The 14,692-nt window shown below is 51.7% G+C and carries 13 protein-coding genes, 1 tRNA gene and 1 pseudogene; 6 read left to right on the plus strand and 9 right to left on the minus strand.

From position 1 onward, the window contains the following. The 3 genes from csgE to csgG form a co-directional block, all read left to right on the plus strand. Positions 1-314, plus strand: a 314-nt coding sequence (csgE, locus tag FDW87_RS04970) for a curli production assembly/transport protein CsgE (RefSeq protein ID WP_191604347.1), incomplete at its 5' end; no start/stop codon positions are given. Between the two features lie 25 nt (positions 315-339). Then, positions 340-753, plus strand: coding sequence for a curli production assembly/transport protein CsgF (gene csgF, locus FDW87_RS04975; RefSeq protein ID WP_016152599.1), 414 nt, complete (start codon positions 340-342; stop codon positions 751-753). Between the two features lie 25 nt (positions 754-778). After that, complete coding sequence (gene csgG / locus FDW87_RS04980; RefSeq protein ID WP_137379502.1) at positions 779-1,612, plus strand: curli production assembly/transport protein CsgG; 834 nt, start codon at positions 779-781, stop codon at positions 1,610-1,612. 47 nt (positions 1,613-1,659) lie between these two features. On the opposite strand, the gene FDW87_RS04985 is transcribed toward csgG, so the two are convergent. From FDW87_RS04985 to ghrA, 4 genes are all read right to left on the minus strand, one after another. Beyond that, on the minus strand, positions 1,660-2,142 hold the full coding sequence (locus FDW87_RS04985) for a DUF1097 domain-containing protein (RefSeq protein ID WP_137379503.1): 483 nt from the start codon (positions 2,140-2,142) through the stop codon (positions 1,660-1,662). Between the two features lie 101 nt (positions 2,143-2,243). Beyond that, positions 2,244-2,798, minus strand: a complete 555-nt coding sequence (locus tag FDW87_RS04990) for a molecular chaperone (protein WP_016152596.1) — start codon at positions 2,796-2,798, stop codon at positions 2,244-2,246. Positions 2,799-2,821: 23 nt separating this feature from the next. Then, positions 2,822-3,559: a phosphatase gene (locus FDW87_RS04995; RefSeq protein WP_016156173.1), complete on the minus strand. Its 738-nt coding sequence runs from the start codon at positions 3,557-3,559 to the stop codon at positions 2,822-2,824. Positions 3,560-3,645: 86 nt separating this feature from the next. Then, positions 3,646-4,584: a glyoxylate/hydroxypyruvate reductase GhrA gene (gene ghrA / locus FDW87_RS05000; protein ID WP_016152594.1), complete on the minus strand. Its 939-nt coding sequence runs from the start codon at positions 4,582-4,584 to the stop codon at positions 3,646-3,648. A gap of 235 nt (positions 4,585-4,819) precedes the next feature. On the opposite strand from ghrA, the gene FDW87_RS05005 reads away from it, so the two are divergent. Both FDW87_RS05005 and FDW87_RS05010 read left to right on the plus strand, forming a co-directional pair. Then, positions 4,820-4,907, plus strand: a tRNA-Ser gene (locus FDW87_RS05005). Between the two features lie 187 nt (positions 4,908-5,094). Next, complete coding sequence (locus FDW87_RS05010) at positions 5,095-5,445, plus strand: hypothetical protein (RefSeq protein WP_137379504.1); 351 nt, start codon at positions 5,095-5,097, stop codon at positions 5,443-5,445. Positions 5,446-5,520: 75 nt separating this feature from the next. Here FDW87_RS05010 and phoH read toward each other — a convergent pair whose 3' ends face one another. From phoH to putP, 5 genes are all read right to left on the minus strand, one after another. After that, a complete protein-coding gene (gene phoH / locus FDW87_RS05015) occupies positions 5,521-6,309 on the minus strand; it encodes a phosphate starvation-inducible protein PhoH (RefSeq protein WP_016152592.1) in 789 nt (262 codons plus the stop codon). Positions 6,310-6,830: 521 nt separating this feature from the next. Then, positions 6,831-8,114: an iron uptake transporter deferrochelatase/peroxidase subunit gene (gene efeB, locus FDW87_RS05020; protein WP_137379505.1), complete on the minus strand. Its 1,284-nt coding sequence runs from the start codon at positions 8,112-8,114 to the stop codon at positions 6,831-6,833. A gap of 5 nt (positions 8,115-8,119) precedes the next feature. Beyond that, positions 8,120-9,247 (minus strand): iron uptake system protein EfeO, encoded by a 1,128-nt coding sequence (efeO, locus tag FDW87_RS05025; protein ID WP_047414229.1) that lies wholly within the window; start codon positions 9,245-9,247, stop codon positions 8,120-8,122. Positions 9,248-9,305: 58 nt separating this feature from the next. Then, entirely contained in the window at positions 9,306-10,139 is an 834-nt protein-coding gene (gene efeU / locus FDW87_RS05030; protein WP_019076441.1) for an iron uptake transporter permease EfeU, read from the minus strand. Positions 10,140-10,353: 214 nt separating this feature from the next. After that, on the minus strand, positions 10,354-11,862 hold the full coding sequence (gene putP, locus FDW87_RS05035; RefSeq protein ID WP_016152586.1) for a sodium/proline symporter PutP: 1,509 nt from the start codon (positions 11,860-11,862) through the stop codon (positions 10,354-10,356). A gap of 422 nt (positions 11,863-12,284) precedes the next feature. On the opposite strand from putP, the pseudogene putA reads away from it, so the two are divergent. Next, positions 12,285-14,692 (plus strand): annotated as a pseudogene (gene putA / locus FDW87_RS21825) (bifunctional proline dehydrogenase/L-glutamate gamma-semialdehyde dehydrogenase PutA); the annotation flags it as partial.

Genomic DNA, 14,692 nt, shown 5'->3' on the forward strand with positions numbered 1-14,692 from the left:
AGGTTCCCGGACTGTTAACTGACCACACTGTCTCTTCCATTGGCCATGATTTTTACCGGGCCTTTAGTGACAAGTGGGAAAGTAAGTACACAGGAAACTTAACCATTAATGAAAGACCCAGTGCACGTTGGGGAAGTTGGATCACCATAACGGTCAATCAGGACGTTATCTTCCAGACTTTTTTATTCCCGACGAAAAGAGACTTCGACAAAATTGTGGTCTTTGCATTGGCAGAAACAGAGGAAGCATTAAATCGTCGGCAAATAGATCAAACACTATTAAGCACGAGCGATTTAGCGCGCGATGAATTCTAAAACATGATTTTGTCCGGAGGCTTTCATGCGTGTCAAACATGCAGTGGTTTTGCTCATGCTGATTTCACCATTAAGTTGGGCCGGAAATATGACGTTCCAGTTCCGCAATCCTAACTTTGGTGGTAACCCAAATAACGGCTCTTTTTTACTGAACAGCGCCCAGGCGCAAAACTCGTATAAAGATCCGAGTGCCGGCGACTACGGGATTGAAACCCCAACAGCGCTGGATAACTTTACCCAGGCGATCCAGTCACAAATACTCGGTGGCTTACTTACCAATATCAATACCGGTAAGCCGGGAAGGATGGTAACCAGCGATTTTATCGTTGATATCGCCAACCGGGATGGACAACTGCAACTGAATGTCACGGACAGGAAAACGGGGAGAACGTCGACTATTGAAGTGTCGGGTTTACAAAATCAGTCGACCGATTTCTAAATTATAGCCACGAAAGGAAAAAATCATGCAGCGCTTACTTATCATGGTGGCAGTAATTTTACTCAGCGGATGTTTAACAGCCCCGCCGCAAGAAGCCGCTAAGCCGACATTAATGCCCCGAGCCCAAAGCTATAAAGACTTGACGCATCTGCCCATGCCTACAGGTAAGATTTTTGTCTCGGTATACAATATTCAGGATGAGACTGGCCAGTTTAAACCTTATCCGGCAAGTAACTTCTCAACCGCCGTCCCGCAAAGCGCCACGGCGATGCTTGTCACCGCATTGAAGGATTCTCGTTGGTTCGTTCCGCTGGAACGTCAGGGATTGCAGAACTTGCTTAACGAACGAAAAATCATTCGTGCGGCTCAGGAAAACGGCACAGTTGCCATTAATAACCGGATCCCTCTGCAGTCTCTGACCGCGGCAAACATCATGGTAGAAGGGTCAATTATTGGTTATGAAAGCAACGTTAAATCGGGTGGCGTTGGTGCGCGCTATTTCGGTATTGGCGCCGATACGCAGTACCAGCTCGACCAGATAGCGGTCAACCTGCGTGTGGTTAACGTTAGTACTGGTGAAATCCTCTCATCGGTGAATACCAGCAAAACTATCTTGTCTTATGAAGTGCAGGCTGGGGTATTCCGCTTCATTGACTACCAGCGACTGCTGGAAGGTGAAATTGGCTACACCTCTAACGAACCGGTTATGCTTTGTCTGATGTCAGCAATTGAAACCGGCGTTATCTTCCTGATTAATGACGGGATTGATCGCGGATTGTGGGATTTGCAGGATAAGAAACAAGTTGATAATGACATCCTGGTTAAATACCGCAATTTGTCGGTACCTCCGGAATCCTGAGTGGTCGATACAGCATAAAAAGCGTGAGGAAAACCCTCACGCTTTTTTTATTTACTGGTCAGCGTCGACGATCGCCGATTCTCACGACGAGATGCCAGCCACAATCCGCTGTTTTTCATCGCATAGCCGAATACCAGCCCCAGCGCCAGAGAAGGCACGACCAACTGCCAGTCACCCTGCCCTGCAAACGTTGCGCATGCGCCAATAAAGGTACCCGGCACAAATGAAAGCAACCATTGCTTTGCCTGAATACACATTAGAAACGCGACAATTCCCGTCATGACATAACCAATAATGTCCATATGCGGGGCAAGCGCGCTACCGTTAATAATCACCAACGCCCACACCACACCGCTTAGCAGCGTACACGCCGAGATCCACAACCCTTTCAGCCCACCCTGCGGACAGGCAAAATAGGCCGTGCAGCCCAGAAAGCCAGCCCAACTGAGTAAACCAAGAGATACGGCCACCCATCCCCAAATCCCAGAGAGAATGCCCGTTGTGATTGCAATTGAGAGAAGTATGTTCATGCCGCGTATCTTAGCAGAAAAACGGCATGGGAATGAGATCGTGCACACAATTCATGCAATGATGTAAATTGAGTTGCAGTTTAATGAGATCTAAATCACATTTACTCTTCAGTATCTTCCTGCAATTCGTCCCACATCGCGCCAATGGCATCACGCGTTAACGGTGCCATGGTACGCCAGAACTGTGTGTTTGCATGTGCTTCAACTTTGCCAAGGAACGTGCCGCACCAGGGCAACAGGTATTCCACAAACAAGGTTTCGAGTGCTTCACTTTCATCTTCCGCAGACTGGTCTTCAAGCCATGAAGCCGCCAGCAACAGCGTGCCAATATGATCTGCAGGCGTATCTGCCAGCGGCATTCCGCGGGCAGAAAGAAAAGCACGAACATCGGATTCTTTCGCCCCTTCTACCCAGGCGCTACGATAAGGCGGCACCGCACACTCGTCGCCGACAAACAGCGCGTTGTAATCCGCAGCTAACTGAGGCATATCGCAGCTTTTCTGCAGACGAGTGAGCAGTTCGTCCTGTTCCAGCGGCCAGTTGGCAGACAGTTTACCTTCACTAATCAGGGTAAACAGAGGAACCAGTAAAGGGTCCTGCGGTTGGCGGTAAAACAGCGAGCCCAGTACACGACACAGGATAGAAAACTCGTTCATTGATATATTCCAGTTAGTAACAATTACAGTTCAGCAAATTCCGCGATCGGCTCCATGCCTCGCGATTCCAGAAACGCCAGCAGGCGTTTAGGGGTGACGTTTAAAATTCTGTCTTCCGGGAAATTTACATCATCCAGAATTTTACGGCATTCACCAAATTCACCCAGTGTGAAAGCGGTATGTGAATCCGACCCTAACGCCACCCAGCCTCCGGCATCACGCACCGCCGCAGCGACCGCGCGACAATTGTCCTCACTCCCCTTACGCGAATGCAAAAACGAGGAGTTATTGATTTCCAGCGCGACCTGGTATTTTGCCGCCGCCTGCGCAATCGCTGTGATATCAACGGGATATTTAGGATTCCCCGGATGGCTGATGATGTGCACGTGACCACTGGCCATCGTGGCTATCATTGCCTGGGTATTGGTGTCTTTATCGTGAGGTGCAAAAACCGGCTCATGGAAGCCCGCAATGATGAGATCCAGGGAGGTAAACATCGGACCTGAACAGTCGATTTCGCCTTCAATATTCTTAATATTCGCCTCGATACCGCGCAGGATCCCTACGCCATCGACGATACGAGGCCAAATGCGCATATTAATAAAGTGCCAGTGATGAGGCGCATCCGCCATGTCCGGTCCATGATCGGTTATGGCAAACAGCTTGATGCCTTTGCGATGGGCTTCGGCGATGTAATCACTTAAGGTGCTGTAGGCGTGGGTACTGGCGACGGTATGCATATGCAGGTCAACGGGATACATAACTCTCTCCTGTAGTCATTTTCCGTCAAGGATAGCAGGTATCGTCGCCATTTATTAGCTCAAACCCGGCACTTGCCGGGTTACCATCAATATCCCCGAACGCGATCGACCTGACCCGTTACGGATTTCCCACTTTCCAGGTCCAAAATCGTACGGGAGATGTAGTCCACCGCCTCTGCCGGGCGTGTTACCGCGGCGATATGCGGCGTCATTGCCACACGCGGATGTTTCCATAGCGGGCTGGTTTCCGGCAGCGGTTCACGGCTATAGACATCCAGCATGGCACCTTTCACTTTGCCGCTGTCCAGCGATGCCAGAAGATCGTCTTCATTGAGATGAACGCCGCGCGCCAGGTTGAGCACGTAAGCGCCATCCTGCAATTGGCTGAGTAAATCAGCGTTAATAATGCCTACGGTTTCTGCCGTATTAGGCAGGAGGTTGATCAGCACGCGAGTTTGACTCAAAAACGCGCCCAGTTCCTCGGTACCGGCGAAGCTTTCCACACCAGACCAGGATTTACGCGTACGACTCCAGCAGCGTAGCGGGAACCCCCATGCTTGCAGACTTTCTGCAACTTTTGCGCCTAAAACACCAGCGCCCATGATCCCGACGCTAAACTCATCGCGGGTATATTCTGGCAACGGTTGCCATTTCGCCTGGTTTTTTAATGCCTGGTAGTCATCAAAGCGACGGAACCAGTGCAATACCTGACTAACCGCATATTCCTGCATTTGCAGGCCCATCCCCGTATCTTCCAGACGGAAAAGCGGGATCGACGCATCCAACATTTCCGGATGAGCGTTTAGTTTACTGAGAATAGAATCGACGCCCGCACCCAGCGCAAATACGGCTTTTAATTTTCGTCCGGCGAGCATTTCAACCGGAGGATGCCAGACCAGCGCGTAGTCAGCATGCGCATTATCACCTGCCTTCCACTCACGGACCCGCGCGCCAGGTATGGCCTTTGTCAGCGCATTAAGCCACCAGGTCGTATCGAATGTTGGGTGATAGAAAATTATATCCATAACGTCTCCTGAACATTGTTATGCGGAACGTACTCGCACTTATAATCATCATTTTTCGAGGGAACATCAGAGTAGCAAATTTTAGGGTGCTGGCAAAAAAAACAATTCCCGCTTATTTAAGCTGCATATTGATTGAAGTTTGTGTAAATGCACGTTTTTTTCAAAAAGTTGATTGACGCCGGAGCGGTATTTCCCTAAATTAGCGCCCGTTCCGGTAGCACAGGAACAACAATATGGTGAGGTGTCCGAGTGGCTGAAGGAGCACGCCTGGAAAGTGTGTATACGGCAACGTATCGGGGGTTCGAATCCCCCCCTCACCGCCATATTCGAGAAAGAGCTCGTACGCAAGTACGGGCTTTTTTTTCGCATGTGAGCCGTCCTGAATAGCGTTAACCTGTAGGTCTGATAAGCATCGCGCTATCAAGCATCATCCCCCGCCCCGTTGCACATTATCTAAACCACTCTTATGCTGTAACTACCGCTTTCTCAAGCAATCAGGAAAATAACGGCATGTTAAACCTAGAAGGAACTTTGCTTGATGAGATCATGTCGCAGGCAGACGAAGCAGGATTTATTCCGTTGAAGGTTTTCTCGCGAAAAATCCTCAAACGTACACCGAATGAAATAAATACGTTTTTCGATCCTGACAGCCGATTCTACGAAGAGTATCAGCGAACGGTTATTTGCAACGTCAGGCATAACGTCACCATTAAAAAAACCTACACCAGCAATGGGATCTTACGAAAAGAAACTACGGAAGGTGGGATTTATAAGGATGACCTACTGACCTTTCTGGCACAAGCGCTAAAGAAAATAGACGAAAATAACCAACTGTTTGACCAGGCCTGCGCCAACTACTAGAGCAGCAAAAGAAAGTAATCTGCTGATGTCAAATAACAAAGCCCGGTTTCCCGGGCCTTGAAGACGGAGTACTTATCAGTTGTATGCATTGAGCGTCCGCTGACAGAGTGCCGAACGGACGCAATCGTCTTTATTGAAACGAACAATCCCAACCATATCATCTTCTTCGAAACGGGCCAGCGCATCGCTTAGCCCTGAGCGAACGTGGGCGGGTAGATCGCACTGGGTCACATCCCCGTTCACAATCACCGTCACATTCTCCCCGAGGCGAGTCAAAAACATCTTCATCTGTGCTGCAGTAACATTCTGAGCCTCGTCAAGAATGACCACTGCATTTTCAAATGTGCGTCCACGCATATAGGCGAATGGCGCGATTTCCACCTTACCAATCTCAGGCCGCAGGCAATATTGCATGAAGGAGGCCCCCAGACGTTTCACCAGCACGTCATACACTGGACGAAAATAAGGCGCAAACTTCTCGGAAACATCTCCAGGTAAGAAGCCGAGGTCTTCATCAGCTTGCAGAACTGGACGGGTTACAATGATCCTGTCCACGTCTTTGTGGATCAGGGCCTCTGCTGCTTTTGCCGCGCTGATCCAGGTTTTACCACACCCGGCTTCACCGGTAGCGAAGATCAGCTGTTTACTCTCGATAGCATTCAGGTACTGGGCCTGAGCTTCATTCCGCGCCGTGATTGGCGTGGCGTCGCGACTATCACGCGCCATACCAATCGCTTCTACGCCGCCCATCTGCACAAGCGAGGTGACCGATTCATCTTCACGTTGTTTATGGCTACGCGAATCCCGCCTCAGCACACGTTTTGCTTCACGACGAGCTTTGATCACTGCTTTTTGTCTTCCCATGGATAGCACCTTGAGTTGTAGGTATACATCACACGCGCCGTTGGCGGCACGATTATGCGCACGAACATCTGAGGGTTGGCTTCCTTGTAAGCCATTGCTTGCTTTCGGATAAGACGCCACACACGGCTACGCGCACCGTACAAGGTGTCAGTTACGAAGATAAGAAGTGAAAGGGAGAGAGATTTGGCGGTGACGAGGTGGCTACCGGAAGAGAAACGTCCGCGTAACGTACTGCAGCTACTGTGAAAAATGTGTCCAATACAGGACTTTTCCATCGCGATCTCCATAGTGAACGACTATCACCGCCGGGAACTACCGCTGTTTCTTATAATTACATCATAATCTTTCGTTAATGCAACAATATTTTTACTTGCTGTTAACTTAAATTCTATCTAATCACCAGAGACAGTCTCTTGCAGAGAGATGACAGAATTATTTCAGTCTCGTGCCGATCATAAAAAATAATTTGTTCATTCATACAGATGTCAGGAAAAGCCCCGCTGTACAACGGGGCGTGATCATCAGGCTTTGAGTAGAGACTGTCCCAGATATTGATCTGCGGTTTTGACACCCGGCAAAGCAAAGAAGTAGCCCCCACCAATTGGTTTGACATACTCTTCCAGCGCTTCACCGTTGAGGCGTTTCTGCACAGTCAAAAAGCCTTTTTCCAGATCGTGTTGATAGCAGACAAACAACAGTCCCATATCCAGTTGACCGGATGGGGTCACACCGAGCGAATAGCTGTAGCCACGGCGCATCATCAGGCTGGACTCGGTCTCTTTCGTGCGCGGATTCGCCAGGCGGATATGACTGTCGAGCGCAATCACCTCACCTTCGGGATCGCTGGCATAGTCAGGCACATCATGCTCGTTCTGCATACCCAGCGGCGCGCCGGTGTGTTTATCTCGACCAAATATCGTTTGCTGCTCTTTCAGCGGCGTACGATCCCAGAACTCGACGCGAAACTGAATGAGCCTGACGGCCTGATAACTACCACCTTGCGCCCAGACAGGTTCGCCCTGTCCGTCCGTAACCCACACCACATCCTGCATCAACTTCGTATCCGTCGCGTCCGGATTCGCGGTGCCATCCTTAAAGCCAAGCAAGTTGACCGGGGTCTCTTTGCCTTTGCTGCGCGCGGCATGGTCGGAAATAAACCCTTCACGTTTCCAGCGCACGCTAAGGAGATCGGGCGTATGTTTAATGATATCGCGCAGCGCATGGATAACGGTGTCCTGCGTGTTGGCACAAATCTGCAGCAGCAAATCACCATGGCACAGCGCCGCATCCAGCGAATCATTCGGGAAGCGGGTCATTTTTTGCAGCTTTTTCGGCATCTGCGATTTCAGGCCATAACGTTCATCAAATAGCGAGGCGCCGACTGACAACGTCATCGTCAGGTTGTCTGGCGCAATGTATGCGCCGAGGATACCGGAATCCATAGGGGGTAAACGCGGGTTCGGCGTATCCGGCGCCGGCCCGCCCGTGGTCAGAAACGCAAATCGGGTGGTCAGCAAGCGGAACAAGCGTTCCAGATCAGCCTTATCGCTGGCGAGAACATCGAACGCCACCAGCATCATCGATGCCTGCTGCGGCGTCAGGATCCCTGCCTGATGCTGACCATAAAACGGCTGCACTTCACTACGCGCATCGGGGGACAGCGTTCCCGGCGCGCTTTGTGGTTTTTGCGCGTGGGCAACCGGACATCCACCCGCCAGCGCCAGCGCCCCACCCAGGGCGCCCATCCCTTTCAGTAAACGTCGGCGTGAAGGTTCGCTCACACCGTTTTCATTATCTTGCTGCATTTTGCTTAATCCAGACCCAGAACACCGCGTAATTGCGACAAGTCTTCCGCCAGCGTCGTGATTGGCCCTTTCAGCGCATTGCGATCGGCGTCGGTCAGTTTGTCATAGGTTTCAAAACCGTCTTTGGTACGGTACTTGCTCAGAATAGTATCGACTTTTTTGAAGTTCGCATCCACCTTCGCCAACAGCTCAGCATTGGATTTTTGTAACTGAGGGCGCAGGAGATCGACGATTTTCTGCGCGCCATCGATATTGGCCTGGAAATCCCACAGATCGGTATGGCTGTAGCGATCCTCTTCTCCGCTGATTTTGCTGGCAGCGACTTCTTCAATCAGTCCTGCTGCCCCGCCAACCACTTTTGACGGTGGGAAGGCCAGTTCGCTAATACGCGTTTGCAGGTCAAGAACATCGCTGTTTAATTGGTCGGCATACTTGTCCATGCCTTTGGTGGTGTTGTCGCCGAACAACGCTTTCTCCAAGCGGTGGAAGCCGGTGAAATTAGGATCGGCGGCTTTTTGCTCATAATCATCTTCACGCGCATCGATGCTACCGTCGAGATCGGAGAACAGTTCAGCAATCGGTTCAATACGCTCATAATGCTGACGGGTTGGCGCATACAGCGATTTCGCTTTTTCCAGATCGCCAGCTTTAATCGCATCGGTGAATGCTTTGGTGCCCGCAACCAGTTGTGCAGTTTCGGCTGTCACATAGGCTTTGTATTCAGTAATCGCGCCACTTAGGCTCAGCAGAGCGTCGCCCTGCGCGGCATCCGCCGTTGCGCTACCTTTCACAATTAGTTTGCCTTTCGGGTTGGTCAACAGACCGCAGGTCATATCATATTCACCTGGCTGCAGGTTAGCTGTCATTTTCTGGCTAAAGCCCGGCGCAATGTTTTCACGTTCTTCAACCACCATAACCCCTTTAAGGATCTCCCACTCCAGCGCTTTCTGGCTGTGGTTCTGGATGATGAACTGCGTTTTCCCAGCGTTAACCGTGATCGTCATCGGCTCACACTGTTTGTCGTTAACCGTGACTTTCACCTGCGGAATATCGGCGGCTTGTGCAGAAAAAGCGGAGGCAAACAGCGCAGCAATACCCAACTGCAGCGCACTACGGCGAAAATTAAACGTCATAACCTATCCCTATAAATAAGTATGTTGTAACTAATGAGTATTCTGCATCGCGTTTTTATCAGGGTGCGGTACGCGATGCCGTAGTGCCTGAACGCGGCGGCAGTGCAAACATAATCAATGCCGGAATCAGGTAGATAAACCAAATGGCGACTTCACTGACGCTCGGCGCTTCCTGATAGCCGAAAATACCTTCCATCAATGTGCCAAACAGCGAATGCGTTGAAAGCACGCTGCTCATGTCAAACGCCACATCCTGAAAATGATTCCATAACCCGGCTTCGTGGAACGCGCGGATGGCCCCAGCAGCAAGACCAGCCGCCACCAGCAAAATGAACAGGCTGGTCCATTTGAAGAATGCCCCGAGGTTGAGGCGAATGCCGCCGAGGTAAATCAGGTAACCCAGTACCACTGCGGTGGCCAGCCCCAGCATCGCACCTAACGGTGGCCAAATGCCTACATCCTGCTGGAATGCCGCCAGCAGGAAGAACACCGATTCCAGCCCTTCACGGGCAACGGCAAAAAAGACCATCATTACCAGCGCCCAGCCGTGATGATTGCCGCGTTGCAGCGCGTTATCGACAGCCTGTTCAAGCTGGACTTTGACGTTGCGCGAAACTTTACGCATCCAGAACACCATCCAGGTGAGGATCACCACGGCAATGACCGCCACGATGCCTTCAAACAGCTCCTGTTCCTTTTGCGGAAATTCACCGGTGGTTTCATTGATGAAAACGCCTAACGCCAGGCATAACGCCGCCGCCAGCAGAACACCAATCCACATCACACCAATCCATCGACCACGCTGAGTCCGTTTCAGGTAGCTGGCAATCAGGCTGACTATCAGCGCGGCCTCTAACCCTTCGCGCAACATAATAAGAAATGGAACAAACATGCGAAGAACCCTTAAACGTTATTCTCAGTCAATTGATGAAAAGAAAAGTAAATTACAGTGATAGTGATTATCATTACAGTAAAGAAAAACTCAAGCAGAATGTTTTGAGAATGATGACTTAATGTAAACAGTTAGGCGGGTAACGATTAGGGCGGTTTTGCAGCGGGGACAAATATAAAAGCCCGCACGCGGCGGGCTTAAAGATCGAGGCGGATTACTCTGCCTGTAAACGTGATGGCGGAGCTGTGTGATAATGCGCATCAGCCTCGGCAAAACGTTGCTGCATAGCGGCTGAAGGCGCTTTACCCAACAGGCTGAAGACCACAATACCGATGCTGCCGAAAATAAAGCCCGGGATGATTTCATACAGACCCAACCAGGCAAACTGCTTCCAGACGATTACCGTCACCGCACCGATGAGCATCCCGGCCAGCGCGCCGTTACGCGTCATACGCGACCACATTACGGAGAACAGAACCACCGGACCAAACGCCGCGCCAAAGCCAGCCCAGGCGTAGCTTACCAGACCAAGCACACGGTTCTCCGGGTTCGCCGCCAGCGCGATAGACACCAGCGCCACAACCAGCACCATGATGCGACCAATCCATACCAGCTCTTTCTGGCTGGCATTTTTACGCAGGAACGCTTTATACAAGTCTTCGGTGATTGCACTGGAGCACACCAGCAACTGGCAGCTCAGAGTCGACATCACCGCAGCGAGGATCGCAGACAGCAGAATACCGGCAATCCACGGGTTGAACAGGATTTGCGCCAGTTCAATAAACACGCGTTCGGCGTTCTGGTTAACGGCACCGGCAAGCTGTGGGTTGTTGTTAAAGTAAGCGATACCAAAGAAGCCAACGGCAACTGCACCTGCCAGACACAGGATCATCCAGGTCATACTGATGCGGCGAGCATGAACAATGCTATGGTGAGAATCAGCCGCCATAAAGCGCGCCAGAATATGCGGCTGACCGAAATAGCCCAGACCCCAGCCCATCAGGGAAATAATGGCAACAAAATTCAGCCCTTTGAACATGTCCACGTTCTCAATGCTCTTTTGTTTAATCACTTCCAGCGAATCGTCAAACCCACCCACGCCAATGACTACCATCACCGGCGTCAGGATCAGGGCGAAGATCATCAGGCTGGCCTGGACGGTATCGGTCCAGCTTACCGCGAGGAAACCACCGATAAAGGTATAAATAATCGTCGCGGCCGCCCCTGCCCACAGCGCTGTTTCGTAACTCATGCCAAAGGTGCTTTCAAACAGACGCGCCCCTGCCACAATACCGGAAGCACAATAGATGGTGAAAAACAGCAGAATAACCAGCGCGGAGATAATACGCAGAATTCGGCTTTTATCTTCAAAGCGACCGGTAAAGTAATCCGGTAACGTCAGCGCATTGTTATTGTATTCGGTATGCACGCGTAAACGTCCGGCCACCAGTTTCCAGTTGATCCACGCACCCAAAATAAGGCCAATAGCGATCCAGCTTTCTGAAATCCCCGACAGGAAAATCGCGCCAGGCAGGCCCATCAGCAACCAGCCGCTCATGTCAGATGCCCCGGCGGATAACGCGGTCACGAATGGACCCAGACTGCGTCCACCCAGAATGTAATCGTCAAAGTTTTTGGTTGAACGCCATGCAATAAACCCTATCAATATCATGCCGAAAATATAGACACAGAATGTCACTAACATCGGTGTGCTAATAGCCATCAAAACTCTCCAAAATTATGTATCAGCAATGCCGTGGCTTGCCGTTTTATTACCCTGCCGGAACGTGGCAAAGATATCTATGTTTACCAGGGCGACCGTATCCTGCCGGAAGCGATGGTCATTCACAATCGATTTAACACACCATTTACATCAAATTTGATCCAGAGTAGATAGCATTTTTCTGTAGGTTGCACTCTCTCACACTTTTTTCGGTTGCACCTTTTAAAAGTGTTAACTACCGCAGAGAAAAAGATTCGGCAACTTTTATAGCCCCCGTCAAAACACTCACGTTTATTAACATTTCATTCATTTCCAAGCTTGCAAACCAAGTCACATTTAACACGGTTGCACAAAGTTGCAACATAGTGGATATTTCTCGGTAACTATCAGACCCGTATTTCAGTACAACAGGAGTAAACGGCATGGGAACCACCACGATGGGGGTTAAGCTGGATGACGCCACTCGCGAGCGTATTAAAACAGCAGCATCACGAATCGATCGCACGCCACATTGGCTGATCAAACAAGCCATTTTTAATTATCTCGAAAGACTAGAAAATGACGACGCGCTTCCTGAACTACCGGCCCTGCTGGCGGGTGCTGCGAATGAGGGCGATGAGTCGACCACGTTGCAAAATGAAGCGCATCAGCCTTTCCTGGAATTTGCTGAACAGATCCTGCCGCAGTCAGTTTCCCGCGCGGCAATCACCGCTGCTTACCGCCGCGCCGAAACCGACGCCGTACCGATGCTGATGGAGCAGGCTCGTCTGCCGCAGCCTATCGCCGAGCAGGCACATAAGCTGGCATACGATCTGGCAGACAAACTGCGTAACCAGAAGACCGCCAGCGGTCGCGCCGGGATGGTACAAGGTTTATTGCAGGAATTCTCCCTTTCTTCACAGGAAGGCGTCGCGCTGATGTGTCTGGCCGAAGCCTTGCTGCGTATTCCAGATAAAGCGACCCGCGATGCGTTAATCCGCGACAAGATCAGCAACGGTAACTGGCAGTCGCACATTGGCCGCAGCCCGTCTCTGTTCGTCAACGCGGCGACCTGGGGTCTGTTGTTTACCGGTCGTCTGGTTTCAACGCATAACGAAGCCAGCCTCTCACGCTCACTCAACCGTATTATCGGCAAGAGCGGTGAGCCGCTGGTGCGTAAAGGCGTCGACATGGCCATGCGCTTGATGGGCGAGCAGTTTGTCACCGGGGAGACCATCGCTGAAGCGCTGGCTAACGCGCGTAAACTGGAAGAAAAAGGCTTCCGTTACTCCTATGACATGCTGGGCGAAGCGGCCCTGACCGCCGCCGATGCACAGGCTTATATGGTTTCATACCAGCAGGCGATCCACGCCATTGGTAAGGCCTCTAACGGGCGCGGTATCTATGAAGGGCCAGGCATTTCTATCAAGCTGTCGGCACTGCATCCGCGTTACAGCCGTGCGCAGTATGATCGCGTAATGGATGAACTCTATCCTCGTCTGAAATCGCTTACTCTGCTGGCACGTCAGTACGACATCGGCATTAATATCGACGCCGAAGAGGCTGACCGACTGGAGATCTCCCTCGATCTGCTGGAAAAACTGTGCTTTGAGCCCGAACTGGCAGGCTGGAACGGGATCGGTTTTGTTATCCAGGCCTACCAGAAGCGCTGCCCGTATGTTATCGACTACCTGATTGACCTCGCCACGCGCAGCCGCCGCCGCCTGATGATCCGTCTGGTTAAGGGCGCCTACTGGGATAGCGAAATTAAACGTGCCCAGATGGACGGTCTGGAAGGTTATCCGGTCTACACCCGTAAGGTGTACACCGACGTTTCTTACCTGGCCTGTGCGAAAAAACTGCTTGCCGTACCGAATCTGATCTACCCGCAGTTCGCCACCCACAACGCCCATACGCTGGCGGCGATTTATCAGTTAGCCGGTCAAAACTACTACCCAGGCCAGTACGAGTTTCAGTGCCTGCACGGCATGGGCGAACCGCTGTATGAGCAGGTCACCGGCAAAGTTGCGGATGGCAAACTGAACCGTCCATGCCGCATTTATGCACCGGTCGGCACGCACGAAACGCTGCTGGCGTACCTGGTGCGTCGTCTGCTGGAAAACGGCGCCAACACCTCGTTCGTCAACCGCATTGCCGACACGACCCTGCCGCTGGATGAACTGGTTGCCGATCCGGTCGAGGCTGTTGAAAAACTGGCGCTGCAAGAAGGTCAGGCCGGTCTGCCGCATCCGAAGATTGCCCTGCCGCGTGACCTGTACGGTAAAGGCCGCGAAAACTCAGGCGGGCTGGATTTAGCTAACGAACATCGTCTGGCCTCGCTGTCCTCTGCCCTGCTCAACAGCGCGCTACAAAAATGGCACGCTAAACCCATTCTGGAGCACCCGGTTGCTGACGGCGAAATGACGCCAGTCGTTAACCCAGCCGAGCCGAAAGACATTGTCGGTTACGTGCGTGAGGCGACTCACGCTGAAGTGGAACAGGCGTTACAGAACGCAGCGAATAACGCGCCGATCTGGTTCGCCACACCGCCACAAGAGCGCGCCGCCATTTTGCATCGTGCCGCCGTTCTGATGGAAGGTCAGATGCAGCAGCTGATTGGCATCCTGGTACGCGAAGCGGGTAAAACCTTCAGCAACGCCATTGCGGAAGTGCGCGAAGCGGTAGACTTCCTGCATTATTATGCCGGTCAGGTTCGCGATGATTTCGATAATGAAACCCATCGACCGTTAGGACCCGTGGTTTGTATCAGCCCATGGAACTTCCCGCTGGCCATTTTCACCGGGCAGATTGCCGCCGCGCTGGCGGCGGGTAACAGCGTGCTGGCGAAACC

The organism is Citrobacter sp. wls826 (genome assembly GCF_005281245.1).
Classification (GTDB): Bacteria; Pseudomonadota; Gammaproteobacteria; order Enterobacterales; family Enterobacteriaceae; genus Citrobacter; species Citrobacter braakii.